Source organism: Cupriavidus sp. SIMBA_020 (assembly GCF_046535395.1).
Taxonomy (GTDB): Bacteria; Pseudomonadota; Gammaproteobacteria; order Burkholderiales; family Burkholderiaceae; genus Cupriavidus; species Cupriavidus campinensis.
Window position 1 is genome coordinate 693,986 of the sequence record NZ_JAWRWU010000001.1, and the last position, 20,544, is coordinate 714,529.

Below are 20,544 nucleotides of genomic sequence, written 5' to 3' on the forward strand. Positions count from 1 at the left end.
GGTTGGCTTTCCTGATTCCAGTGCCTCGTGATCCGGTTCCGCGTAACGCCTTCGCAGTGTGCTGGACCGCGTCTTCATTCGCTGCCCGGAACTAGCTGTCGCGGATCCTGCGGCACCCCAGGACACCCTTCCAGCTTAGTGCAGATTTCCCGCGATGGCGGGTGTCCTTCAGCGGGCGTCATTCGGCGTGCTCAGCGCGCAGCCGGGGCGAGCAGGGCCTGGGGCAGATGCAGCGGCTGCCAGGCGTCCGAGCGGGGTGCCGGCTGCGGCAGGGCGCCCGCGCTGCCCAGCAGGTGCTGGATAGCCGCCTCCAGCCGTTCGATGGAAGCCGATTTCGGGGCCTGCTCCACCACCCCGCAGACCTGCAGCGACGACGGCACGTGCAGCCAGACGTTGTCGGAGAGCAGCAGGATGCGCGCCTGCGGCATCCTGCGATGCAGCCGGCGCAGCAGCCCCCAGTTGTCTGTGGTCTCGCTGGACATGCCGTACACCACCAGCACCCGTTCGTCGGTCACGGGCAGCGTCCCGATGGACTCCGGGTCGGTGCTGCGGATGGGGCCGATGTCCGGCAGGTGCTCCAGCATCCGCAGGATGCCGATCCGCACCAGTGGCTGGCTGTCGATGATGATCGCGCGCATGGCTGTCTCCCCGTTGGTCTTGCCGGGGAGCCATCCGCAAGGGCCATGCCATAGGAAGAAGGGCAAGCCGATCGGCCCGCAAACCCTTGCCGGACAAGGGAAGACCGCCGCCGGACATGCCGGCCGGAGGGACGCGCCAATGTTACGGCGGCCGTAACGTCGACCCAGCCCGTCGTAACACGGCCGCGCTCAGGTCACCGAGATCCGGTCGTCCACCACGCGTACCTGGCCGCCGGTCTTGTCCTCCATCACCTTGAGGATCTTGTGGCCCACCTGCATCGTCACGCCGCCATGAATGCGCCGCCCCACGGCGATTACCGCCTCCTCCGACGGCTTCATCTGCTCGGCCAGCCTGGCGATCTCGGCGTCCAGCTCGAACAGGTCGCGGTTGATCTTGTACATCGTCGCACGCGCTTTCTCGCGGATGTCGCCGACGGCGCGCTCTGGATGTTTCGCGAAAAACGCGGCCAGTTGCTGGAGCTTGGCCTGCTCCTCCAGGATCTTGCGCCGTTGCTCCTCCAGCTCCGCTTTCTGCTGGTCGGCAAACGGGTTGAGGCCCACCTGCACGGTCGTGGCCGTGCCCGCCGGCGCGCCGAGCATGGCCGTGCTGACGCTGGCCAGCGCCCGGGTGCGGCCGCCGCTGATGCTGCCCTGGCCGGTCGGGCTGCCTACCGTGACGCGCTCGCCCGCCGAGACGTCGCTCTGGCGGATACCGCTCTCCACCACCACCTCGGTGGCTGCCTCGACAATCGCATTCTGGATATAGCGCGCATGCACCGCGCCCTTGCTGCGCACACTCGCAATTTCGCCAGAATCGGCGCCGTGCGCGGTCTCGGCCTTGCCGATGATGCCGCCCTTGACGATCACGTCGCCGCCGGCCTCCACGTGCGCCGCCTCGATCGTGCCGCTGACCACCACGTCGCCGGTCACGCGCACCGACATGCCGGTACGAATGTCGCCCGACACGCGCAGCGAGCCATCGAACGTGACATTGCCCGAATGCAGGTCCACCGCCTCCACGTCCACCACCGGGCTCACGATCACGCCGCTCGGCAGCACGCGCGGCGATCCGGCGATCACGGCCAGCAGCAGCAGCGGGTCATTGGGGTCGATGGCCACGCCGGTCAGGTCCGCCGCGAACGGCGTGTCGACCATCGGCTCGGCCGGAATCGGCTTGCCCAGGATATCCATGCCGTCCTGGCCGGCCTTTGCCGGGGTGCGGCGCATCAGTGCCGTGCCGGGGTTCACCAGCAGCAGGCTGCCCAGGTCGCGCAGGTCGAAGCGGTCATCCTCGCTCTCGCTCTGCGCGGGCTTGCGCGGCTGCACCAGGCTGTCGAAGCGTGCCGCCTGGCCCTGCACCGGCGCCACGCCGCGCGCGATTTCACGTCCCTCGCAGCTGCCGGCCTCCAGCGCCACTTCGATGGCCGCCTTGTCGAGCAGCGCCACCACGCCCATCGAGGTCGCCGCGGCGGCAATGTCTTCGATATCGATCGCCCGGCCGCCCTCGGGCGGCATCAGCGTCAGCAGCAGGGACAGCTTGTCAGCGGTAATTTCGAGTTCGAAGGCCCCGTCGAGCAGGCTGCCGATCACGCCGTCGACCTCGCCGTCGGCTAGCTGGCACTGGGTCAGGAAGGCGTTCACCGCGCTCTGGTCGAGCCGCGCGCCGCGCCAGCCATGTTCCTCGAGGCTGGCTTCGAGGGTGGCGCGGTCAGGCGGCAGGCGTCCTGGTTCCGGTGTAAAGCACGCGCGTACGTGGTCCCCTGGCTGGCTCAGTTCCAGGCGTAGTCCGGCGTCGGTTGTCATGTGTCCCCGCTTCTGTGTGGCAGGCGATGGCAGTCCGGCCGGGCCGTGGCCCCGATCCTTCCGCAAGGATTACCGTTTGCTGCCGCCAACTCTGCTTGTCGTCGATCTTTGATCAACGGCAGCGGGTGGCGTGAACTTTAGCCCACAAAAGTGGGGTATCACTCGCGCGGAAAGCCCCGGAAATCGGGGGATGGCGGTCCGGGGGGCGGGATTTCGGTAAACTGTCGCCCTCCGATGTCCCCGCCTCAGGTTTTGCCTTCCATGTCCAATAGTTACGAAGTCCGTCCCGGCCAGTCCATCGAGCTGCTCAAGGCACTCCACATCCTGACGCGCGACGGCAAGATGAACCAGGACAGCCGCCGCAAGCTCAAGCAGGTCTACCACCTGTTCCAGTTCATCGAGCCGCTGCTGCGCGAGGTGGCGGACGCGCGCGGCGCGGTCTCGCTGGTGGACCATGGCGCCGGCAAGTCCTATCTGGGCTTCATCCTCTATGACCTGTTCTTCAAGGATCTGCCCGAGGAACAGGGCCAGAACTCGCATATCTACGGCATCGAGACCCGCGAGGAACTGGTGAAGAGCTCGCAGGAACTGGCCGCACGCGCGGGCTTCCCGGGGATGTCGTTCCTGAACCTGTCGGTAGCCGAATCCATCACCTCGCCCGCCCTGCCCGCCACGGTGGACGTGGTGACCGCGCTGCACGCGTGCAACACCGCCACCGACGACGCCATCCGCTTCGCCCTGGCCCGGCAGGCACGCCACATCGTGCTGGTGCCGTGCTGTCAGGCCGAGGTGGCCAGCGTGCTGCGCAAGCACAAGGGCAAGCTGCTGGCCGGCAATCCGCTGACGGAGATCTGGCGCCATCCGCTGCACACGCGCGAGTTCGGCAGCCAGGTGACCAATGTGCTGCGCTGCCTGCAGCTCGAGGCGCACGGCTACCAGGTCAGCGTGACCGAACTGGTGGGCTGGGAACATTCGATGAAAAACGAGCTGATCATCGCCCAGTACAAGGACCTGCCGCGCAAGCGGGCGGCCGACCGGCTCCAGAACGTGCTGGAGACGCTGGGACTCGAGGAAATGGGCGAGCGGTTCTTCACCGCGCCCTGACACCGCCCCGTGCAGCCCCCGGAAGCGCCCGGGACGCCCTGAACTGCGCCCGGATCAGCCTTCGTCTTCGGATTTTTCCGACATCCACCGCCGATAACCGTCGATGCCCAGCCGCCGCATGGTGGCCTGGTTGCGCTCGTAGATATCGGCGGCGTCCGGAAACGCCTCGGCGGCGCGCGCGATGCTGTCTTCCCGCAGCAGGTGCAGGATCGGATACGGCGCGCGGTTGGTGTAGTTCTCGATATCGTCCGCCTCGGTGCCCTCGAACTGGTAGTCCGGGTGGAAGCTGGCGATCTGGAGCGTGCCGGCCAGCCGCAGGCTGCGCAGCAGGCGCTCGGCGAAGTACAGGAAGTCGTTATAGGCGAGGAAGTCCGCCAGCGCGTGCGGCACGATCAGCAGCGTGGTGTCGGTCTGGGCCGGATCGGCGTCCGCCAGCGCGCGCAGTTCGCCCTCGAGTTCTTCGAGCAGGTCTTCGGCCCGCGTGGCCGGGCTGACCACGTAGCGCACCTGATCCTTCACATAGACGCTCTTGGCGAACGGGCACAGGTTCAGGCCGATGACGGCGCGCGACAGCCAATGGCGCACGGCCTCGACGACCTGGGCATCGGTGGCATCGGCAGCATCGGCAGAATCAGGAAAGGCAGGCATGGCGGGGACAGCGGCTGGCAAAGCGCCATTCTACGCCCCGCCTCCCCCCGAGGTCAGGCCATGCGCGCCTTCTCTCGCCCCACCCGCTTGAGCGGCCGGCCATTGAACAGGTCGCCGATGGGCCCCATGCGGTCCAGCACCCAGGCGATGGCGCACAGCAGCGCCAGCTCGATCAGCGCGAGCACCCACCACCAGTTGCCCAGCCGCGCCACCTCCACCCCAGCGCGGGTGGCCGTCTCGAAGACGATCTTGTTGACCAGGTAGTTGAAGCCGAACACGGGCAGCGTATGCGTGCCGAGCCAGACCACCGCGCGGGAGGTTGGCAGCAGCACCACCACCTGCCACAGCAGCGCGGTGCCGGCGAAGGCCGCGAGCAGGGTCATCGCCATCGCCATGGGCGTGGTGCCGATGCGGTTGCGCGAAACATTCAAGACATCCGGCGCGTGGCGCACGGCCAGCACCCAGACCGCCAGCGTAACCACCAGCAACAGGGCGCGCCGCATGGTCAGCGAGGCCGGCGTGAACTGCATCGGCCCCACCGCGGCGGCCCGGGGCCCCTTGCCGCCGCCCAGCCAGAGCCCGGCGCCGTAGAACACCATGGCGCAGCCCACGTTACGCAGCGAGAACGGCCACTCCACCGGATTCACGTCCGACCACGTGCCGCCACCCTGCGTGAAGACAATCCAGACCAGCCCGACGCCGGTCATCAGCGCCCCGGCCACGCTCGGGCCCAGCCGCGCCAGCGCGGTAGCCGCCACGTCCAGCCAGAACAGGCAGAACAGCGACCACAGCGGCGTGCTCAGGAAATTCCATTCGTTGATGGCGGACCCGGTCATGGTGCCGACAAAGCGCATGGCGAATTCGTCGTCGGGAAACCGTCCGAGCGCCCAGGCGACGATATAAGGCACCGCCAGCACCAGCCCCATGCCCCAGGCCGGCACCACCAGCCGCATGAACTTGCCCCACAGGTGCGACGCCGGTGCAGCCACCGCCCGCGAGGGCTGGAACACCAGCCCGGCCCGCAGCAGGAAGGCGGGAAAGGCCATCGAATAGATCGCCCGATACACCGGATCAGGCAGGGCCCAGGCATGGCTGAAGACCACCAGCGCGATGCCGATGCCCCTGCACATGTCGATGGTGGGATTGCGCGGTGCTGAGCTCATGGAAGCCTCCCCTGTTTTAAACGAGTCTGGCCGGCGCCGGGAGCGCCCGCTGTGCGCCACCGCACGTCCGCGCACGGCCGTGGTGCCGGAGCGCTGTCACCTATAATGCGCGGCGTCCCGCGTCTCTTCCCCCTGCTCCGCCAACCGGCCACCGCCCATGTCCGCCTCCTCCTTTTCAGCATCCGCCCCTTCTGGCACGCCCCACGCCGTGGTCATCGGCGGCGGCCCGGCCGGGTTGATGGCGGCCGAGGCGCTGGCCGGGCGCGGCGTGACGGTAGACGTCTACGACGCCATGCCCTCGGTCGGCCGCAAGTTCCTGATGGCTGGCAAGGGCGGCATGAACATCACGCATGCCGAGGCCGCGCCGGCCTTCCTGGCGCGCTACGGCCAGCGGGCCGACCGCATCGCACCGCTGCTGGCGCAGTTCGACGGCCCGGCGCTGCGTGCCTGGGTGCACGGCCTCGGCATCGACACCTTCGTCGGCAGTTCCGGCCGCGTCTTCCCCACCGAGATGAAAGCCGCGCCGCTGCTGCGCACGTGGCTGCATCGGCTGCGGGAATCGGGCGTGCGCGTGCACACCCGCCATCGCTGGCTGGGCTGGGACGATGCCGGACGGCTCCGCTTCGCCTCGCCGGCGGGCGAATCGACGGTATCGGCATCAGCCGTGGTACTGGCGCTGGGCGGTGGCAGTTGGGCGCGACTGGGCTCGGACGCCGCCTGGGTGCCCTGGCTTGCCGAACGTGCCGTCGACATCACTCCGCTGCGCCCCGCCAATTGCGGGTTCGATGTGGACTGGTCCGATGTCTTCCGCGAACGCTACGCCGGCCAGCCGGTGAAATCCGTGGCGATGGCGGTCACCGCGCCGGACGGCACGCCGCTGCATCGTCAGGGCGAGTTCGTGATCAGCGCGACCGGCATCGAAGGCAGCCTGGTCTACGCGCTATCCGCCCCGATCCGCGATCTCATCGAACGGGATGGCAGCGCCGAGATCCACCTGGACCTGGCGCCCGGCATGAGCGCGGCACGCGTGGCCGACGAGATCGCCCGCCCGCGCGGCTCGCGCTCGGTGTCGAGCCACCTGCAGAGCAAGCTCGGCATCACCGGGGTCAAGGCGGGGTTGCTCTATGAAGCGGTGTCGAAGGCCGACATGCATGATTCGGCCGCCCTCGCGGCGGCCATCAAGGCGCTGCCGCTGCGGCTGGTGCGCGCGCGGCCCATCGACGAAGTCATCAGCACGGCCGGCGGCGTGGCGTTCGAGGCAATGAACGCTCACCTGATGCTCAACGCCATACCGGGCGTGTTCTGCGCGGGGGAGATGCTGGACTGGGAAGCGCCCACCGGCGGCTATCTGCTGACAGCCTGCTTCGCCAGTGGGCGGATGGCCGGCCTGGGCGCGGCCGACTATCTGAGGGGTACGACGGGTAACTGACTGGCTAGCCGTTGGCGATATCGAGCGCCACGGCCTCGGCCACCTCGATACCGTCGATGGCGGCCGAGTAGATCCCGCCCGCATAGCCGGCACCCTCGCCCGCCGGGTACAGCCCCTTCACGTTGATGCTCTGGTAGTCGTCGTTATTGCGCCGGATCCGCAGCGGCGACGACGTACGCGTCTCCACCCCGGTCAGCACCGCGTCGTGCATCGCAAACCCGGCAATCTTCTTGTCGAGTTCCGGCAGCGCCTCGCGGATCGCGTCAATCACATAGTCAGGCAGCGCCGTGCTGAGGTCCGTCGGCGTCACCCCCGGCTTGTATGACGGCTCCACCGAGCCGAGCGCCGTGGACGGCCGTCCCGCGATGAAATCCCCCACCAGCTGGCCCGGCGCGCGGTAGTCGCTGCCACCGAGCTCGAAGGCGCGCTCCTCCCAATGACGCTGGAGCGCAATGCCCGCCAGCGGCCCCCCCGGGAAATCGACCTCCGGCGTGATACCCACCACGATGCCGGCGTTGGCGTTGCGCTCGGCCCGGTAGTACTGGCTCATGCCGTTGGTCACCAGCCGGCCCGGCTCGGACGCCGCCGCCACCACCGTGCCGCCCGGGCACATGCAGAAGCTGTACACCGCGCGCCCGTTGCTGGCGTGGTGCACCACCTTGTAGTCCGCCGCGCCCAGCAGCTTGTTGCCGGCGAACTTGCCGAAGCGGCTGCGGTTGATCAGCCCCTGCGGATGCTCGATGCGAAAGCCCAGCGAGAACGGCTTGGCTTCCATGAACACGCCGCGGTCGTGCAGCATGTGGAAGGTGTCACGCGCGCTGTGGCCCACGGCCAGCACCACGTGGTCGCACTCGAGGTAATCGCCGGTGGAGAGCTTGAGGCCCCGCACCTGCCCATTCTCGATGTCGATGTCGTCCACGCGCGTCTCGAAGCGGATTTCGGCGCCCAGCGACAGCATCTCGGCCCGCATCTTCTCCACCATGCTCACCAGACGGAAGGTGCCGATGTGGGGCCGCGCCTTGAACAGGATGTCCTCAGGTGCGCCCGCGCGCACAAACTCGTTGAGCACCTTGCGGCCGTAGTGCCGGGGGTCCTTGATCTGGCTGTAGAGCTTGCCGTCCGAGAACGTGCCCGCGCCGCCTTCGCCAAACTGTACGTTCGACTCGGGATTGAGCACGCTCTTGCGCCACAGGCCGAAGGTGTCCTTGGTGCGCTCGCGCACTTCCTTGCCGCGTTCGAGGATGATCGGACGGAAGCCCATCTGCGCCAGGATCAGCCCGGCCAGCAGCCCGCACGGGCCCAGGCCGATCACCACCGGACGCAGCTTCGGCCCGCCCGCCGGGGCCTGCGCCACGAAGCGGTACGTCATGTCGGGCGTCACGCTCCAGTTGGGCTTGCCGGCCATGCGCTGGAGCGCGGCGGCCTCGTCGCGGACCTCGATATCGACGATGTAGGTCAGCTTGATGTCGGCGCGCTTGCGGGCATCGTGCGCGCGGCGGAAGACGGTGAACGCGACCATCCCGTCGCCTTTGACACCGATCTGCGCGAGGTGGCTGCGCACGGCCGCCTCCAGGTCGCTCTCGGTATGGTCGAGCGGGAGTTTGACTTCACTTAGACGTAGCATGGGGAACGGGTATTTCAGCGGCCTTGGTGTCTGGTGGCCGGGCGTTACCCAGCAGGAGGCCAGATCGGCCGAAGCGGGATTTTATCAGTCGCCACCATCCCGGGGGCGGCGCCGGCTGCATGATGTGCACGGTTGCCGCGCCGCCGGCGGCCAGCGTGGCCCAGCCGGCGATGCCGGCGATATACACCGCGCCGGGCGCGAGCGTGGCGGCAGGCTGGCAAACCGTCTCGGCCAGCCAGCGCGGCGGGCCCGCCACGGTCAGGCGGCCGGATTCGAGGTGCACCACGGCACCGGGCTCCAGGTGCAGCCTGAGGCACTGGCCGGCGGCCAGCTGGTAGGTTTCGGTCGATAACTTCGCTGGGGACATGATCGCGCTCCGGGGTCCAGAATCAGGTCTCCAGCCTATCGGGCGGCCCGCCAGGCCAACAGGCACAAGGGATTGCGGACCGGACCAGAACAGATCGCACGATGCGGCTCTGTTACGATACAGACACCCTTCATCTGTATCTGTTGTGCCCGCGCTCCGTGGGCGATGATCGCGCCATGACTGCCACGCACCCCTCCCTCCCGCTCTATCAACAGGTGGCCGGCCACTACCGGCAGGCCATCGCCGCCGGCACACTGGCCGTGGGGGACCGCATGCCGTCGGTGCGGTCGCTGATGGGGCTGCATGAGGTGAGCCTGTCCACGGCGCTCCAGGCGTGCCGGGAACTGGAAACCGCCGGGCTGCTGGAAGCACGGCCGCGCTCGGGCTACTTCGTGCGCGCGCCGTCGCGCCCGGCGCTGGCGCCGATCGAGGAACCGGCGGCCGGCCTGCCCGACCCAGCGCAGTACGTGGGCATTCACCAGCGCATCTCGGCCATCCTCGCGCGCAGCCAGCATCGCGATATCAAGATCAACCTCGGCGGCGCGTGCGGCGCGCCCTCGCTCTACCCCACGGCCGCGCTGCGCACCGCCACGGCCCGCGCGTTGCGGCGCTATCCCGATCTCTTTGGCAGCGCGGCCGAGGCAGACGGCCATCCGTCCCTGCGCGCCGCACTGGCCCGGCACGCGCTGCGCTCGCGCATCCAGCTCGCGCCCGAGGACGTGGTCGTCACCCATGGCTGCACCGAGGCGCTGAACCTTGCCCTGCGCGCCGTGGCCCAGCCGGGCGATGTCATCGCCGTGGAATCGCCCACGTATTACGGTTTGTTGCAGATTCTCGAGAGCCTGGGCATGCGCGCGCTCGAAATCCCGTGCAGCCCGCAGACCGGCATCTCGCTGGAGGCGCTGGAACTGGCCGCGCAGACCTACGACAACATCAAGGCCGTGGCCGTGGTGCCCAACCTGCAGAATCCGCTCGGCTGCGTCATGCCCGACGCGCACAAGCAGCGCCTGGTGGCGTGGTGCGAGGCGCGCGGCATCGCGCTGATCGAGGACGACAGCTGCGCTTCCACCTATGAGGGCGAGACGCCGCTCGCGGCGGCCAAGACGTGGGATACAACGGGCAACGTGATCCACTGCGCCTCGCTCCACAAGGTGCTGGCGCCGGGCATGCGGCTGGGCTGGATCGCCGCCGGCAAGTGGCAGGCGCGCGTGGAGATGCTCAAGTTCGGCCTCTCGCGGCCCAACGAGATGCTGGCGCAGATTGCCGTGGCCGATTTCATGGGCACCGGCGCTTTCGAGCGCCATCTGCGCCGCCTGCGCGAGCAGTTGCGCAACCAGCGCGAATGGATGGCGCAGGCCGTGGCGGGCAGCTTTCCGGCCGGCACGCGGCTCACCCTGCCGCGCGGCGGCTTGCACCTGTGGATCGAACTGCCGGCCGGGATGTCGTCTGAAACCGTCTTCGAGCAGGTGCTGGCCCATGGCATCCGGGTCATGCCGGGCTCGATGTTCTCGAATTCGAACCGCTTCGATCACTATCTGCGGCTCAACTGCGGCAATCCGCGCGAGCCGGCGATCGAACGCGCGTTGGAAACCGTGGCCGGCGTGGTACGCCGGCTGGCCCCCTGACGGCGCCCTCCGCCTTCCTGCGTCCCCGCGCACCCGCCCCCGGCACCGTTCTTGCGAGACTTCCGCCCAGATTTGTCCCAAAATGGCGGCGCCCTCGCCTATGCTTGTGCGCGGACACCGACTACCAGAACCAGGGAGAACAAACTTGGGCAGTGCACCCGCCGCTTCGCGGCTTGACGACGATTATCAAACGCTGTTCCAGCTCGCGCCGGTCTCGCTCTGGCTTGAGGACTTCAGCGCCGTGCGGCTGGCCTTCGACCAGCTGCGCGCGGGCGGGGTGACCGACCTGCGCGCCTATTTGCGCGAGCGCCCGGCCGAAGTGGCGCGCTGCTCGGCCCTGATCCGCGTGCTCGACGTCAACCGCCGCACGCTCGACCTCTTCCGCGCCGCCGACCTGGCGGACCTCGTCGCCAACCTCGACACCGTGTTCCGTGACGACATGTTCGACCAGCACGTCGAGGAACTGGGTCAGCTCTGGGACGGCGGCCGGCACTTCGCCAGCCAGACCGTCAACTACACGCTCGACGGCGAACGGCTGGACATCCGCCTCGACGCCACGGTCATGCCCGGCCACGAGCAGGACTGGTCGCGCGTGCTGCTGTCGATCGAGGACATCACCGCGCGCGTGCGCAGCGAGCGCGACCTGCGCCGCAGCCAGCAGTACGCCCAGGGGCTGTTCGAGCACTCGCCGGTCTCGCTCTGGGTGGAGGACTTCAGCGCGGTGAAGATGCTGCTGGACGAGGTACGCGCGGCCGGCATCACCGATTTTCGGACGTTTCTGAATGTGCACCCGGACTTCGTCTCGCGCTGCATGCAGGAAATCCGCGTGCTCGACGTCAACCAGCAGACGCTGACGATGTTCGCCGCGCCGAGCAAGGAGATCCTGCTGTCCCGGCTGGGCGACGTGTTCCGCGACGACATGCGCATCCACTTCGCCGAGCAGCTGATCGACCTCTGGCACGAAAAGCTCTGGCAGCAGCGCGAAGTCATCAACTACGCGCTCGATGGCCGCTCGGTGGACGTGTTCATGCAGTGGTCGGTCTTCCCGGGCCGGGAGGCAGACTGGGACCAGGTGCTGGTGTCGCTGACCGACATCACCGCGCGCAAAAAGGCGGAAGCCTACGTGGAGTTCCTGGGCAAGCACGACGTGCTGACCAAGCTCTACAACCGCGCCTATTACGAGGACGAGCTGGCGCGCCTGGGCCGCAAGGGGCCGTGGCCGGTCAGCGTGGTGGCGGTGGACCTCAATGGCCTGAAGCAGGTCAACGACCAGTACGGCCACGGCGACGGCGACGCGCTGCTGCGCCGCACAGGCGAGGTGCTCAAGAAAGCCGTGGGCGAGCAAGCCTGCGTGGCCCGCATCGGCGGCGACGAATTCATGGTTTTGCTACCCGGCAACGACGAACGCGGCGCGGCCACGGTGGTCGATCAGATCCAGCAGGTGGTGGAGCTGAACAACCAGTTCTATCCGGGTGCGCGGCTGTCGTTTTCGATTGGCGCCGCCACGTGCACGCAGGGCGACCGGCTGACCGACACAGTCAAGCTGGCCGACAGCCGCATGTACGAGGACAAGCGCGCCCACTACGAGGCAGTGGGCGCGGAGCGTCGGCGGACGGGTGCCGCCGAGTCCTGACTATCGGGAAATAATCGGAAAAATCAGAGAAAAACGATCAGCGCGACGCCGCCGAGGATCAGTCCGAACTTGGTCACGTAATAGACGTTCTTGTTCCAGGACTTGAAGCGGCGGCGGTACTGCCCGCCCAGCCAGACGAAGCGGAACAGCTTGTTGATCGCGCCGGTCTGGTCGGTTTCCTCGTTCGGCGAGCTGGCGGCCGTCATCACCTTGCGGCCCATCCAGTGGTTGACCGCGGCGGCCCAGCGATAGCGCATCGGGCGCTCGATGTCGCAGAACAGGATCAGGCGATCCTTGTCGCTGCGGTTCTCGGCCCAGTGCAGGTAGGTTTCATCGAACACCACGCCATGGCCGTCGCGCCAGCTATGGCGCTCGCCGTCCACCTCGATGAAGCAGCGGTCATCGTTCGGCGTGGACAGCCCCAGGTGATAGCGCAGCGAGCCGGCAAACGGGTCGCGGTGCGGGTTCAGCTTGCCGCCCGGCGGCAGCTCGGCGAACATCGCCGCCTTCACGGTCGGCAACTCGCGCAGCAGCGCCACGGTCTTCGGGCACAGCGTCTCGGCGGACGGATGCTGCGCCTCATACCATTTCAGGTAGAAACGCTTCCAGCCGTACTTGAAGAACGAGTTGAAGCCGGCGTCGTCGTTCTTGTCGGCGGCCTTGATCTTGCGCATCGCGACCAGGGCCAGGCCCTCGTCACGAATTTGCGGCCAGGCGGCGCGCAGTTTCTCCAGATCCGGGAAGCGTTCAACGCCGATGTAAGGCGTGCGCGGCACGCCCGAGAACATGTACATGAAGCAGTTGACCGGCGCCACCAGCGCGGAGTGGTCGAGCAACTGGCGCATGAACGGCAGTCGCACCTTGCCGCGGAAATGCACATACAGGATCGCACCCAGATATCCAGCGACGATAATCCACTTGATCACGCGTAAAACCTCCAGAAATCAGGCCCAGGCCCGATTGAAGCCGGTATTTTATCCAAACGTCGGCGCCCGCGCATCGTGTGATGCGCGGTCCGCTTTTTTACTGCGGGAGGGTTCACGCCCCGCCGCGCGACTGGCGGGCGATGCGGTCGATCAGCGCCTTGGCGTCATCGGGCAATCCCTGCAACGTCAGCAGCCGCGCGTTGAGCACGATGTTCTCGAGCACGAGCTTGGCTGTGGATGCCCAAAGTGTCGCCAACAACGCTTCCTGCGACATCCCCGATAGCTCCAGTTCCGTCGAGCGTTCGGCGATCAGCTTGCAGGCGAGCGCACGCAACGCGTCGTCGTCGAACGGCAGGTTGGCATAGTCGATGGGGTCCGCACGCTCCACCTCCACCATCAGTTGCAGCAGCATATCCTCGGTCATCGGCAAGCTCCTTAGGACGATTCTGATTCTGATATTACGCGGGCATCAAACCTGAAAATCGGCGGCGATGTCGGCATCGGTGCGCGCGGCGAGCCGCCCCGACCGGCAAGCCGTGGTGAAGGCCTCGTAGTCGCGTTCCACCTGGTCCGCGTAGGCGTTGGCATAGCCCACCAGCGCCTCGGCCATGGCATCGCTGGTGCCCAGGTAGCCGCTGATCTCCGGCGCAAGGTTGCTCGCCTTGGCATGCGCGCGGGCCAGTGCCCGACCGCAGATGCGCCCGTAGCCGGTCAGCAGGTCGGCATCCATCAGTTCGATCTCGGCCGAGAATTTCATGTCGCGCAACTGCCGGGCGTAGAAATGGCGGCCGTACGGCCCCTTGGTCCAGCCCAGGAACAGGTCGCTGGCGGCCTGCATCAGGCGTTGCCCCTCCACCACGCGCCGGCCCTCGTGCGTCAGCTTCGGCGACTTGAAGAAGCGCGCCACCACCGATTGCGTGGCTTCCTTGAACTGGAGGAACAGCGGCTTGTCATGGCTGTCCGTGAGCAGCTGGATCAGGCAGCGCGTGCCCACGCTGCCCACGCCCACCACCTTGAAGGCGATGTCCTGGGAGGTGAAGTGCGAGAGCAGTTCGCGGCGATCGGCGGCCAGCGTGGTGATGTAATCGCTGAAGCACCTGGCAATCACTTCGGGGCCGATGTCGGTCTTGAGCCAGTCGTCGTCCTCGGTGAACAGCGTTTGCTCGCCGCGCACATGGAAGAGGGCCGGCGGGGCGTCCAGGATGCGCCAGCGGTGCCCCTCGCGCTCGCTCAGCTTCGGCAGCAGCGTCTCATGCGTCCGGCTGGCGGCGCGCTCCATCGCGCGGCGGATCTCCTTCTGGGCCACAGGGTTGAGCGCCTCGGCCAGCAGGCGGTCGAACGTAATGCGGTCGTACCAGGTTTCCAGCACGCCCATTTCCGCATACATGGCCATGCGGTCACGGTAGCCGTTGACCACTTCGCACACCATGTTGTCGGCGACGGCCTTGCTGTGGCGCAGGTGGCGCGCGGCCACCACCATACTGGCGGTCAGCCGCTTCAGGTCCCACTCCCATGGGCCGGGGCTGGTCTCGTCGAAATCGTTCAGATCGAACAGCAGCGCGCGCTCGGGCGTAGCAAACCCGCCGAAATTCGAGAGGTGGCAGTCGCCGCAGATCTGGATGGTCATGCCCGAGGCTGGCGTGCCGGCAAGGTCGTGCGCCTGGATGATCGCGCCGCCTCGGAAAAATGCGAACGGGGACTGGATCATGCGCCCGTAGCGCAAGGGCACCAGCCGCTCCACCCGGCCAGCGCTGCTGGTCTCGAGCAGCGGTATCGGGTCCCGGTCCACATTGCCGACCGCCGCGTGCGAGCGCCGCGGCACCAGTTGGCGCAGCGCCTTGCCGCGGGCGCGCCGTTCGTTCAGATCCGCCACATGTTCCAAAATGCCTCCATGCCTTCGGCCGGAAAAACGTTGTGAAACCAGCGATTTGTGCAGCGTATGTAACGAAGCTAAGACAAGCGTCGCACATTGTCAATTTGGCACCGCACGTCGCATGCATCACATCTGGCCGTGCCTTTGCGGAAAAATCAGACGCCCCCCTACAAAGGTGTCACAACTAAGCGTGTAAGCTTGGGTCTCATCTCGCAGCACCAACAAGGAACCATCGAGTCCATGACAAAGAATTTTCTTGCAGCCATGCGCCAGTACGTGTGGTTCAGGGGGGTGAAGCACCATGTGGTCCAGGGCGTGGAAGCACTGGCCGATCTGCTCAAGTCCCCTTCCGTCGCCGCCCGTGCCGTGGCCGCGATCGTTTCCGAAACCGAACAAGGCGTGCAGGTGTGGGTCTCGTACTTCGGCAAGCCGATGGACCCGCATACGAACTACGTGCTCTGGCCCACGCGGGCGCTGAAGCCCGCACGGCGGCGCATCACGCCGCAATTGCCCCGGTCCTGATCGCCCCCCGGCCCTGCGTCTCACAATTGCGTCTCACAATCGTTCGACAAGGAGCAGCCATGCCCGAACCGCAACATGATGAAGCGCTGGTCAACAATTTTCTGGAGCGCGTGTCCGCGCTGTCGGTCAGCGCCTTCGATGGCGCCGACGTGACGCAGGAGCTCACGCAACTGATGCGCGATGCATCGACCAAGCTGGGCGGCGGCAATATCGCCGTGCTCAAGGGCCGCCTCACCGATCGCGCCGAGGCGGCTGAGCGCGAAGGCCAGCCGCAGGTGCGCGATACGTTCGCGAAGGCGGCGTCGCTGGTGCACGCGTAGGCGTCAGGCGCTGAAAATACGATGTGGGAAAGTACTGCCAGGAACGCTCTGCCGTGATCGGCAGAGGTGTTTGAAGAGGGCTTCAGAGGTGTTGGTTGCGGGGGCAGGATTTGAACCTGCGACCTTCGGGTTATGAGCCCGACGAGCTGCCAGACTGCTCCACCCCGCGTCTGAAGGAGATGAATTATGGGGGATCGTCCCGCATAAGGCAACCACTATTTCCACTTTCTGCACCATGAAGAAGAAAACGCCCGCGAAGGGCGTTTTCTTTTTGTGCATTACCGACGCGGATCACGCGATACGCCGCACCGTGTGCGCGTCATCAAGATCATCGAGCGTCGAGGCAACGTAGCGGTTCACGTGCTCGAGCGCCTCGAGCTTCGTATCGAAAGGATGGCTCGGAAAAGGATTGTGCCGGGCCATCAGGATTTCGCCGTCCACGCGCCGGATGACCTCGATCAGGATCCCCCACTTGCCCTTCGGCAAATTGATCACTTCGTAGACAATCTTGAACCCTTCATACTCGGGCATGGTTACCTCCTGTCTTCTGCAAGGCGCGAACATCGCGCTCCACATCCAGACTAGGGGTCACCCCGCCGATCAAAAATGATCCTGATCAAGTTCCGGCCCGACAGACGCATCACGACGTGATATGCGTCATTGCACTGGCCACAAGGAACTTTGCTGTCTATCTGACCGGCCCCAAAAGTTTGTCGATAAGGGCGTAGGCAGCACTGAAAGCCGCCACTTCGGCCGCGTGCCGCGTGGCAAATTCGTGGCCGCCGCTGGAAAGTATCTCGATATCACCGGTATCAGAGGGATCGACACCTTCCTCGGCAACGCGCACCTCGTAGCCATACGTTTCGGTGTCGGCCACGCTGCCGGCCACCGCCTGACGATGCGACGACACCAGCACGTAGGCATCCATGCCGCGATAGCCCTCCACCCGCCATTCATCCTGGTTCATGCGCGTTCTCCCTGCGATCGACAAGACCGATGCAGGTTTGAGCGGTGCGCGGGCGGAGCGTTCCAGCGAGCGAAAGGGAAATACGGGGAGCGGGGGCGGAGAATCGAGGCCAGAATGCAAAAAGGGCTTCCGTTTCCGGAAGCCCTTTTTGACTCGATAGGTGGCGCGGCTGGCAGGATTCGAACCCACGACCCCTTGGTTCGTAGCCAAGTACTCTATCCAACTGAGCTACAGCCGCACTCGAGAAATGAGATTATATAGAAGTTTTCAGTTTTGTGAACCCCCTACGCCGCATTTTTTTCGCCCGGCGCGCCCCAGCCGCGCAACTTCCTATAATGACTACCCGAAGAAGTGATCCGGACCATGAACAAGGCTTTTGTCAAAGAGTCGTCGAACGATGACGACGACGACCTGCCCGAGGGCGCGACACCGCTGCCCGCCGGCACCAAGAACTACATTACCGCCACGGGCTACAACCGGCTGCGCGACGAACTGATGCACCTGATCGACGTGGAGCGTCCCGAGGTGGTGCAGATCGTCTCCTGGGCCGCCTCCAACGGCGACCGCTCCGAGAACGGCGACTATCTCTACGGCAAGAAGCGGCTGCGCGAGATCGACCGCCGCATCCGCTTCCTCACGCGCCGGCTCGACAAGGCCGAAGTCGTCGACCCCTCGCTGCAGGGCGACAACGACCAGGTCTTCTTCGGCGCCACGGTCACCTATGCGAACCAGTCGGGCGACGAAACCACCATCACCATCGTCGGCATGGACGAGGTAGACCTCGACAACAACCATGTGAGCTGGATTTCGCCGATCGCCAAGGCGCTGATCAAGGCGCGCGAGGGCGACACCGTGCCGCTGCGCACGCCGGCCGGGATGGAACAGATCGATATATTGGAAGTCCGCTACCCGGCGAAGGCCGCGGTGAACTAGGCGTCAGCCGTCGTTGCGGTCGCGGAAGATCCGGATTACGTCCGGGTTGCGCCGCAGCCCACGCATCACGTTGGCCAGGTGCAGGCGGTTCTGGACCTGGATCACGAACTGCATGTACGTGGCTTCCTGGTGGCCGCCCTGCTGCTGTTCCATGGCCACGTGGGCCACGTTGGCGTCGGCGGCGGTCAGGTCCGCGGCCACGCGCGCCACGATGCCCTTCACGTTGCGCACCATGACCTTGATCGACACGTCGAAGGCGCGCGTCGTCTTCTTGGCCCACATGACCTCGATCCAGTGCTCCGGGTCCTTGCTGTGCAGCCGCTTGGCCACCTTGCAGTCCTGCACGTGGATCTGCAGCCCCTCGCCCTTGCCCAGATAGCCGACGATCGAATCGCCCGGAATCGGCCGGCAGCAGGCCGAGAAGATCATCGACATGCCTTCGTCGCCGGTGATCGGCACGGCCGGCGCTTCCTCGCCCGCAAAGGTCTGCACGGCGGCCAGCAGCGCGCTGTCGACGTCGCCGGACAGCTCCTGCAGCAGGATCTCCATGCGCCGCGCCACCACTGCCGGCACGCGGCGGCCGAGCGCCAGGTCGGCGAAGATGTCTTCCTTATGCTTGTTGCCGGTCCACTGGATCATGCGATCCCAGACCGCCTGCGGCACCGCCTTCAGCTCGATGCCAAGCTGGCGCGTCGACTGCTCCAGCAGGCGCTCGCCCAGCTGGATGGCCTCGTCGAGCTTGGTGGTCTTGAGGTAATGCCGGATCGCCGCGCGCGCCTTGCCCGTGCGGACGAAGGCGAGCCACGCCGGATTCGGCTTCGAGTACGGCGCCGTCACCACCTCGACGATATCGCCGCTCTTCAGCTCGGTGCGCAGCGGCAGCAGCTCGTTGTTGATCTTGACCGCCACGCACTGGTTGCCCAGGTCGCTGTGCACCGCGTAGGCGAAGTCCAGCGCCGTGGCGCCGCGCGGCAGTGCGCGGATATGGCCCTTCGGCGTGAACACGTAGACCGCGTCCGGGAACAGGTCGATCTTGACGTGCTCCAGGAACTCCTGCGAGTCGCCGGTCTGGCTCTGGATGTCCAGCAGTGACTGCAGCCACTGGTGGGCCTGCTGCTGGATATCGTTGGCGTGATCGGCCTGGTGCTTGTACATCCAGTGCGCAGCCACGCCGGCCTCGGCAATCTGGTGCATGCCGCGCGTGCGGATCTGGAACTCCACCGGCGTACCGAACGGGCCCACCAGCGTCGTGTGCAGCGACTGGTAGCCGTTGATCTTCGGAATCGCGATGTAGTCCTTGAACTTGCCCGGCATCGGCTTGTACAGGCTGTGCAGCGCACCCATCGCCATGTAGCAGTGCATCTGCGTTTCCACCACCACGCGGAAGCCGTAGACGTCCAGCACCTGCGAGAACGACAGCTGCTTGTCGTGCATCTTGCGATAGATGCTGTACAGCGTCTTTTCGCGCCCGGACAGCTCGGCCACGATGCCGGCGTCGGCCAGCGCGCGCTCGGCGGCTTCCAGGATGCGCTTGACCACCTCGCGCCGGTTGCCGCGCGCGGCCTTGACGGCCTTCTCCAGCGTGGCGTAGCGGAACGGCGAGCCCACCTTGAACGACAGTTCCTGGAGCTCGCGGTAAATCGTGTTGAGACCCAGCCGGTGCGCGATCGGCGCGTAGATCTCCATGGTTTCGAGCGCGATCCGGCGCCGCTTCTCGGGCGGCACGAAATCGAGCGTACGCATGTTGTGCGTGCGATCGGCCAGCTTGACCAGGATCACCCGCACATCGCGCGCCATCGCGAGCAGCATCTTGCGGAAGCTTTCCGCCTGCGCCTGCTCGCGGCTCTGGAATTCGAGCTTGTCCAGCTTGGTCAGGCCATCCACCAGTTCCGAGACCTTGGGACCGAATTTCTCGGCCAGCTCGCTCTTGGTGATGCCCTGGTCCTCCATCACGTCATGGAGCAGCGCGGCCATGATCGACTGGACGTCCAGCTTCCAGTCCGCGCACAGCTCCGCCACCGCCACCGGATGGGTGATGTAGGGCTCGCCGCTCTGGCGGTACTGGCCCAGGTGGGCCTCGTCGGAAAACTGGAAGGCTTCGCGCACCAGCGCCTGGTCGGCGGGCTTCAGGTACGCGAGCTTCTCCATCAGCCGGGCGATGGAGATGACCTGCTGGCGCGGCGGAACCGCTGGCTGCGAGGTCGGGCCGAAGAAGTGCCGGTATGACTGCGCCAGCACTGCGTCGATGAAGAGCTCGCCCGCCGGCGCGGCCGGCAGGGTGCCCTCGACGGGCTCGGCCACGAGTTCGCTGGCCAGGCCCGCACGTGACTTACCCTGCAGCGGCGGCACGACAGACCGCTCCCCGACGACGTTGTCGCCGAGCGGATCGGGCAGGTTCGGGGCGCCGGTTCGGGCGGTCATCGGCATCTGGCCAGACATGGCGCGCCTACCTCCGGGTGAACCCGGCGGCGCAGGCGGCAAGCCGACTGACACCGGCAGTGCGGAGGGTGTGGCAGGCAAGGGGGCGCCCGGCGCCACGCTGGCGGCGGCAACGGGGCCCAATGCCGGCCGTTCGCCGTCCGTCCGTACGCCGGGCGGGACCGGCGGGACGATCGCGGGATGGATCGCGGACTTGGACGACGATGAAGACATGGGGGCGGCCCCTGGAATCCGGACGAATGCGCGGCTGAATCCGCACGTACGCGAGACAACGATGCACCACAGGCCGCCCTGGCAATCAGGTCGGCACCTTCTTCAGCATCTCGATGCCGATCTGGCCGGACGCGATCTCGCGCAGCGCCACCACGGTGGGCTTGTCTTTGGCCTCGACCTTGGGCGTATGGCCCTGCACCAGCTGGCGTGCCCGGTACGTCGCGGCGAGCGCAAGCTCAAAGCGGTTCGGGATGTGTTTCAGACAATCTTCGACGGTAATACGCGCCATATTGAATCCACCTTGGGACAAAACCTGT

The 20,544-nt window shown here is 66.5% G+C and carries 20 protein-coding genes and 2 tRNA genes; 7 read left to right on the top strand and 15 right to left on the bottom strand.

Going from position 1 to position 20,544, the window contains the following annotated elements; all coding sequences use genetic code 11:
- Positions 1-191 precede the first annotated feature (191 nt).
- Positions 192-638 (bottom strand): response regulator transcription factor, encoded by a 447-nt coding sequence (locus SB751_RS03250; RefSeq protein WP_186296952.1) that lies wholly within the window; start codon positions 636-638, stop codon positions 192-194.
- Between the two features lie 189 nt (positions 639-827).
- On the bottom strand, positions 828-2,441 hold the full coding sequence (locus SB751_RS03255; RefSeq protein WP_144201667.1) for a DUF342 domain-containing protein: 1,614 nt from the start codon (positions 2,439-2,441) through the stop codon (positions 828-830).
- Positions 2,442-2,702: 261 nt separating this feature from the next.
- On the opposite strand from SB751_RS03255, the gene SB751_RS03260 reads away from it, so the two are divergent.
- Positions 2,703-3,545 carry a class I SAM-dependent methyltransferase gene (locus tag SB751_RS03260; protein ID WP_144201669.1) on the top strand — a complete coding sequence of 281 codons (843 nt, stop codon included), beginning with the start codon at positions 2,703-2,705 and terminating at the stop codon, positions 3,543-3,545.
- 54 nt (positions 3,546-3,599) lie between these two features.
- On the opposite strand, the gene SB751_RS03265 is transcribed toward SB751_RS03260, so the two are convergent.
- Both SB751_RS03265 and SB751_RS03270 read right to left on the bottom strand, forming a co-directional pair.
- Positions 3,600-4,193, bottom strand: coding sequence for a DUF1415 domain-containing protein (locus tag SB751_RS03265; RefSeq protein WP_144201671.1), 594 nt, complete (start codon positions 4,191-4,193; stop codon positions 3,600-3,602).
- 53 nt (positions 4,194-4,246) lie between these two features.
- The gene (locus SB751_RS03270; protein ID WP_144201673.1) at positions 4,247-5,356 is read right to left on the bottom strand and encodes an acyltransferase family protein; all 1,110 of its coding nucleotides are present in this window, start codon (positions 5,354-5,356) and stop codon (positions 4,247-4,249) included.
- A gap of 157 nt (positions 5,357-5,513) precedes the next feature.
- Between SB751_RS03270 and SB751_RS03275 the strand changes: the two genes are divergently transcribed.
- Entirely contained in the window at positions 5,514-6,785 is a 1,272-nt protein-coding gene (locus SB751_RS03275) for a TIGR03862 family flavoprotein (protein ID WP_313818698.1), read from the top strand.
- A 4-nt stretch (positions 6,786-6,789) separates the two neighbouring features.
- Here SB751_RS03275 and SB751_RS03280 read toward each other — a convergent pair whose 3' ends face one another.
- Positions 6,790-8,409 carry an NAD(P)/FAD-dependent oxidoreductase gene (locus tag SB751_RS03280; protein ID WP_313818697.1) on the bottom strand — a complete coding sequence of 540 codons (1,620 nt, stop codon included), beginning with the start codon at positions 8,407-8,409 and terminating at the stop codon, positions 6,790-6,792.
- Entirely contained in the window at positions 8,393-8,776 is a 384-nt protein-coding gene (locus SB751_RS03285; protein WP_144201679.1) for a hypothetical protein, read from the bottom strand. Before SB751_RS03285 ends, SB751_RS03280 begins: the two co-directional genes overlap by 17 nt.
- Positions 8,777-8,952: 176 nt before the next feature.
- Here SB751_RS03285 and SB751_RS03290 point away from each other — a divergent pair, with 176 nt between their 5' ends.
- Both SB751_RS03290 and SB751_RS03295 read left to right on the top strand, forming a co-directional pair.
- Complete coding sequence (locus tag SB751_RS03290) at positions 8,953-10,401, top strand: PLP-dependent aminotransferase family protein (protein WP_211942755.1); 1,449 nt, start codon at positions 8,953-8,955, stop codon at positions 10,399-10,401.
- Positions 10,402-10,501: 100 nt separating this feature from the next.
- Positions 10,502-12,034 (top strand): sensor domain-containing diguanylate cyclase, encoded by a 1,533-nt coding sequence (locus tag SB751_RS03295; RefSeq protein WP_186296953.1) that lies wholly within the window; start codon positions 10,502-10,504, stop codon positions 12,032-12,034.
- Between the two features lie 23 nt (positions 12,035-12,057).
- Here SB751_RS03295 and lpxO read toward each other — a convergent pair whose 3' ends face one another.
- The 3 genes from lpxO to SB751_RS03310 all read right to left on the bottom strand — a co-directional run bounded on the left by lpxO (position 12,058) and on the right by SB751_RS03310 (position 14,842).
- Positions 12,058-12,960 carry a lipid A hydroxylase LpxO gene (gene lpxO, locus SB751_RS03300; protein WP_144201685.1) on the bottom strand — a complete coding sequence of 301 codons (903 nt, stop codon included), beginning with the start codon at positions 12,958-12,960 and terminating at the stop codon, positions 12,058-12,060.
- A 112-nt stretch (positions 12,961-13,072) separates the two neighbouring features.
- On the bottom strand, positions 13,073-13,384 hold the full coding sequence (locus SB751_RS03305; RefSeq protein ID WP_092292255.1) for a hypothetical protein: 312 nt from the start codon (positions 13,382-13,384) through the stop codon (positions 13,073-13,075).
- 45 nt (positions 13,385-13,429) lie between these two features.
- Positions 13,430-14,842 (bottom strand): DUF2252 domain-containing protein, encoded by a 1,413-nt coding sequence (locus SB751_RS03310; protein ID WP_144201687.1) that lies wholly within the window; start codon positions 14,840-14,842, stop codon positions 13,430-13,432.
- Positions 14,843-15,073: 231 nt separating this feature from the next.
- Here SB751_RS03310 and SB751_RS03315 point away from each other — a divergent pair, with 231 nt between their 5' ends.
- Positions 15,074-15,355: a hypothetical protein gene (locus SB751_RS03315; protein WP_092292251.1), complete on the top strand. Its 282-nt coding sequence runs from the start codon at positions 15,074-15,076 to the stop codon at positions 15,353-15,355.
- Between the two features lie 59 nt (positions 15,356-15,414).
- Positions 15,415-15,675 (top strand): hypothetical protein, encoded by a 261-nt coding sequence (locus tag SB751_RS03320; RefSeq protein WP_410747780.1) that lies wholly within the window; start codon positions 15,415-15,417, stop codon positions 15,673-15,675.
- A gap of 92 nt (positions 15,676-15,767) precedes the next feature.
- Here the strand turns inward: SB751_RS03320 and SB751_RS03325 are convergent.
- From SB751_RS03325 to SB751_RS03340, 4 genes are all read right to left on the bottom strand, one after another.
- Positions 15,768-15,844 (bottom strand) — tRNA-Met (locus tag SB751_RS03325).
- Between the two features lie 122 nt (positions 15,845-15,966).
- Positions 15,967-16,206 (bottom strand): hypothetical protein, encoded by a 240-nt coding sequence (locus SB751_RS03330; protein WP_144201689.1) that lies wholly within the window; start codon positions 16,204-16,206, stop codon positions 15,967-15,969.
- A gap of 157 nt (positions 16,207-16,363) precedes the next feature.
- Positions 16,364-16,642, bottom strand: coding sequence for a hypothetical protein (locus tag SB751_RS03335; RefSeq protein ID WP_144201691.1), 279 nt, complete (start codon positions 16,640-16,642; stop codon positions 16,364-16,366).
- 161 nt (positions 16,643-16,803) lie between these two features.
- Positions 16,804-16,880, bottom strand: a tRNA-Arg gene (locus tag SB751_RS03340).
- A gap of 125 nt (positions 16,881-17,005) precedes the next feature.
- Here SB751_RS03340 and greB point away from each other — a divergent pair.
- Positions 17,006-17,575, top strand: coding sequence for a transcription elongation factor GreB (greB, locus tag SB751_RS03345; RefSeq protein WP_144201693.1), 570 nt, complete (start codon positions 17,006-17,008; stop codon positions 17,573-17,575).
- Between the two features lie 3 nt (positions 17,576-17,578).
- On the opposite strand, the gene SB751_RS03350 is transcribed toward greB, so the two are convergent.
- Together SB751_RS03350 and rpoZ are read right to left on the bottom strand one after the other, a co-directional pair.
- The gene (locus SB751_RS03350) at positions 17,579-19,996 is read right to left on the bottom strand and encodes a RelA/SpoT family protein (protein ID WP_144201725.1); all 2,418 of its coding nucleotides are present in this window, start codon (positions 19,994-19,996) and stop codon (positions 17,579-17,581) included.
- Between the two features lie 316 nt (positions 19,997-20,312).
- The gene (rpoZ, locus tag SB751_RS03355; protein ID WP_006162413.1) at positions 20,313-20,516 is read right to left on the bottom strand and encodes a DNA-directed RNA polymerase subunit omega; all 204 of its coding nucleotides are present in this window, start codon (positions 20,514-20,516) and stop codon (positions 20,313-20,315) included.
- Positions 20,517-20,544 lie beyond the last annotated feature (28 nt).

Bases quoted from the DNA above. Each gene is read 5' to 3' on its own strand.
- SB751_RS03295 (WP_186296953.1), top strand. From the start codon at position 10,502: ATGCTTGTGCGCGGACACCGACTACCAGAACCAGGGAGAACAAACTTG.
- SB751_RS03260 (WP_144201669.1), top strand. From the start codon at position 2,703: ATGTCCAATAGTTACGAAGTCCGTCCCGGCCAGTCCATCGAGCTGCTC.
- SB751_RS03285 (WP_144201679.1), bottom strand. From the start codon at position 8,776: ATGTCCCCAGCGAAGTTATCGACCGAAACCTACCAGCTGGCCGCCGGC.
- SB751_RS03275 (WP_313818698.1), top strand. From the start codon at position 5,514: ATGTCCGCCTCCTCCTTTTCAGCATCCGCCCCTTCTGGCACGCCCCAC.
- SB751_RS03335 (WP_144201691.1), bottom strand. From the start codon at position 16,642: ATGAACCAGGATGAATGGCGGGTGGAGGGCTATCGCGGCATGGATGCC.
- SB751_RS03250 (WP_186296952.1), bottom strand. From the start codon at position 638: ATGCGCGCGATCATCATCGACAGCCAGCCACTGGTGCGGATCGGCATC.
- SB751_RS03320 (WP_410747780.1), top strand. From the start codon at position 15,415: ATGCCCGAACCGCAACATGATGAAGCGCTGGTCAACAATTTTCTGGAG.
- SB751_RS03350 (WP_144201725.1), bottom strand. From the start codon at position 19,996: ATGACCGCCCGAACCGGCGCCCCGAACCTGCCCGATCCGCTCGGCGAC.
- SB751_RS03265 (WP_144201671.1), bottom strand. From the start codon at position 4,193: ATGCCTGCCTTTCCTGATTCTGCCGATGCTGCCGATGCCACCGATGCC.
- SB751_RS03255 (WP_144201667.1), bottom strand. From the start codon at position 2,441: ATGACAACCGACGCCGGACTACGCCTGGAACTGAGCCAGCCAGGGGAC.
- rpoZ (WP_006162413.1), bottom strand. From the start codon at position 20,516: ATGGCGCGTATTACCGTCGAAGATTGTCTGAAACACATCCCGAACCGC.
- SB751_RS03305 (WP_092292255.1), bottom strand. From the start codon at position 13,384: ATGACCGAGGATATGCTGCTGCAACTGATGGTGGAGGTGGAGCGTGCG.
- SB751_RS03290 (WP_211942755.1), top strand. From the start codon at position 8,953: ATGACTGCCACGCACCCCTCCCTCCCGCTCTATCAACAGGTGGCCGGC.
- SB751_RS03330 (WP_144201689.1), bottom strand. From the start codon at position 16,206: ATGCCCGAGTATGAAGGGTTCAAGATTGTCTACGAAGTGATCAATTTG.
- SB751_RS03280 (WP_313818697.1), bottom strand. From the start codon at position 8,409: ATGCTACGTCTAAGTGAAGTCAAACTCCCGCTCGACCATACCGAGAGC.
- greB (WP_144201693.1), top strand. From the start codon at position 17,006: ATGAACAAGGCTTTTGTCAAAGAGTCGTCGAACGATGACGACGACGAC.
- SB751_RS03315 (WP_092292251.1), top strand. From the start codon at position 15,074: ATGACAAAGAATTTTCTTGCAGCCATGCGCCAGTACGTGTGGTTCAGG.
- SB751_RS03270 (WP_144201673.1), bottom strand. From the start codon at position 5,356: ATGAGCTCAGCACCGCGCAATCCCACCATCGACATGTGCAGGGGCATC.